The sequence below is a fragment of the Amycolatopsis kentuckyensis genome (assembly GCF_002155975.1).
In the GTDB taxonomy this organism is placed as follows: Bacteria; Actinomycetota; Actinomycetes; order Mycobacteriales; family Pseudonocardiaceae; genus Amycolatopsis; species Amycolatopsis kentuckyensis.
In genome coordinates this window covers 1-2,255 of record NZ_MUMI01000850.1, presented here as the reverse complement: position 1 = coordinate 2,255, position 2,255 = coordinate 1, and the positions used below count along the sequence as shown (strand labels likewise).

Below are 2,255 nucleotides of genomic sequence, written 5' to 3'. Positions count from 1 at the left end.
CGAGGAGGGCGACGTCGCCCGGGCCGGCGAGCTGATCGCGGGCCAGCGTCACCGGGCGGCGCAGCGGAAGGCGGCCGGGCCGGGGCAGTACCCGCGCCGGCTGCTCGACCCGCACGGCGCCGACGAGCTGACGCTGCGCATCCTCGAGGCACGGGTGCGGGTGGCCGCCGGGGACCCGGCCGGCGCGCTGGCCGCGCTCGAGGAGATCCTCCCGGCCCTGGAAGCCATCGCCGATGTCGAGGAGGTCGGCGAGCAGGTGGCGTCGCTGCAGGCGATGGCGCGCGCCGAACGGGCCCGCCTCCGCCGGACCGGCGGCGAGGACGCCGACGCCCGGGCGGACCTGGTCCGGCTCTCCGCTCGGCACGAGGGCCGGCCGGCGGCCGCGAAGTTCGCCGTCGACCTGGCCGCCGACCGCGCGCTGGACGGCGACTTCCCGGGCGCGGTCGCCGCGATCGTCGCGGCCCGGGACGAACTCGCCGCGGCCGGCGCGACCGGGGACGTGGCCGAGGCGAGCCACGCGCTGGGAGCGCTGCTGCTGATCGCGGGCGACGCGCGGCAGGCGCGTGCCCAGTTCCAGCACGCGGGCGAGATCTGGAAGTCGACGGGGGACACGCCGGGGCTTCGCCGGCTGGAGGTGGCGCTGGCCCGCTGCGCCGCCGCGGAGGGGGACTGGACGGCGGCGGGCGAGCACGTGCACCGCGCGCGGGAGTCGGCGCGGGCATCGGGGGAGTGGCTGCAGTGCCTGCACACGGACTTCGCGGCGGCCGAGATCGGTTTCGCCCGCGGTGCCGACCTGCCGGCCGTGCTGGACCTGCTGCTCCCGGTGGCGCTGGCGGCCGCGGACTACCGGTTCGAGTTCGCGTCGCCGCGGGCCCGCACGGCCTGGGCGCGTGACGTCGCGGGCCCGGCGACCGCGCTGCTGATGGCGTTGCTGGCCCGGCTCGGAGAACCGAGGCTGGCCGCCGAACTGATCGAACGCACCTGCGCGGTCGGGGCGTACACCGGCGCCGGGACGCCCGCGCTCGACCTGACCGGCACGCCGCCCACCCCGGAACCGGCACCGCCCGCCGCCGGGTTGCCCCTGGCCGCGCTGGGCACGGTCACGGCGTCTCTTCCGCTGCGGCTCGCCCCGCCGCCCGCGCTGCGGTGGTCGCCGGACGCGCCGATGCGGCTGGACCGCTGGCTCGACGTCGCGGCCGAGCGGTACGGCCTGTCCCGGCCGGAAACCGAGCCCGTGGCGACCTGGCCCGCCACCGAAGCCGAGACGTTCGTCCTGCGCTACGCCGACGCCGGGCACACCTACCTCAGCTGGCGGACCACCGCCGACCTCGACACCGTCCACACGCACCCGGTCGACGCCGCGCTCGTCGCGACCGCCGGAGAGCTGCTGGCGCAGGCGTCGCCGACGCCGCGCGAAGGCGAAAGCGTCGCCGACGCCGTCCGGCGTTCACTCGACGCCTTCGGCAGCTTCGCCGGCGAACAGCGGCTGGCCCGGATCCTCGCCCTCAACCTCCTGCCGGCCGACCTCGTCGCGCGGCTGCGGGCGGCGGCCGCCGGCGGACGGCGTCCGCTGCTGCGGGTGCAGCCGTCGCCGAGCCTCGCCGCGGTGCCGTGGGGGCTGCTCGCGCTGCCCGACCGGCGGCCCGGCCGCGTGCTCGAATCCGGCGAGGAGGGCACCTGCTTCGACGGCGACGACCGCGTCCTCGACGTCGCCGACGTCTCGCTGCTGGCGCCCGTCGGGATCCCGCGCCGGCCACCGGCGGCGCCGGGGCCGCCCGTCTACCTGCTGGATCCGCGGATCCCCGGCCAGAGCGCCTTCGGCGAGCTGGGCTCGGTGCTCGGCAGGCAGGATCCGGCGTCACCGCTGATCCGGCACCTGGACGCGCAGCTCGCCGCCGGTCCCGTCCGGCCGGCCGCCGCGCGCGGGCTCGATCTGGTCCGCCGCACCGACACCGACCGGCGGCTGCTCGCCCGGCTGCTGGCCGGGCCGTGTTCCCGCCTGGTCTTCGTCGGGCACGTCAGCCGGGTCCGCGACGACCACGGCGCGCAGACCGCCCTGCACCTGTCCTGCCCGGCGGAGCTGCCCGGGACGGCCGAGCCGATCGGCGCGCACCGGCCCTTCACCGCCGCCGATCTCGCCGGGTCCGGGGTGGCCGCGATGCCGGCGCGGGTGGCGCTGATCGGCTGCGCCAGCGCGAGCGACTTCGGCCTGCCCGAGCCGTTCGGCGTGCTGCTCGCCGCCGTCGCGGCCGGCG

At 78.6% G+C, this 2,255-nt stretch carries 1 protein-coding gene; it reads left to right on the top strand.

From position 1 onward, the window contains the following. Positions 1-2,255, top strand: a 2,255-nt coding sequence (locus CCN39_RS48615; protein WP_086853992.1) for a hypothetical protein, incomplete at both ends; no start/stop codon positions are given.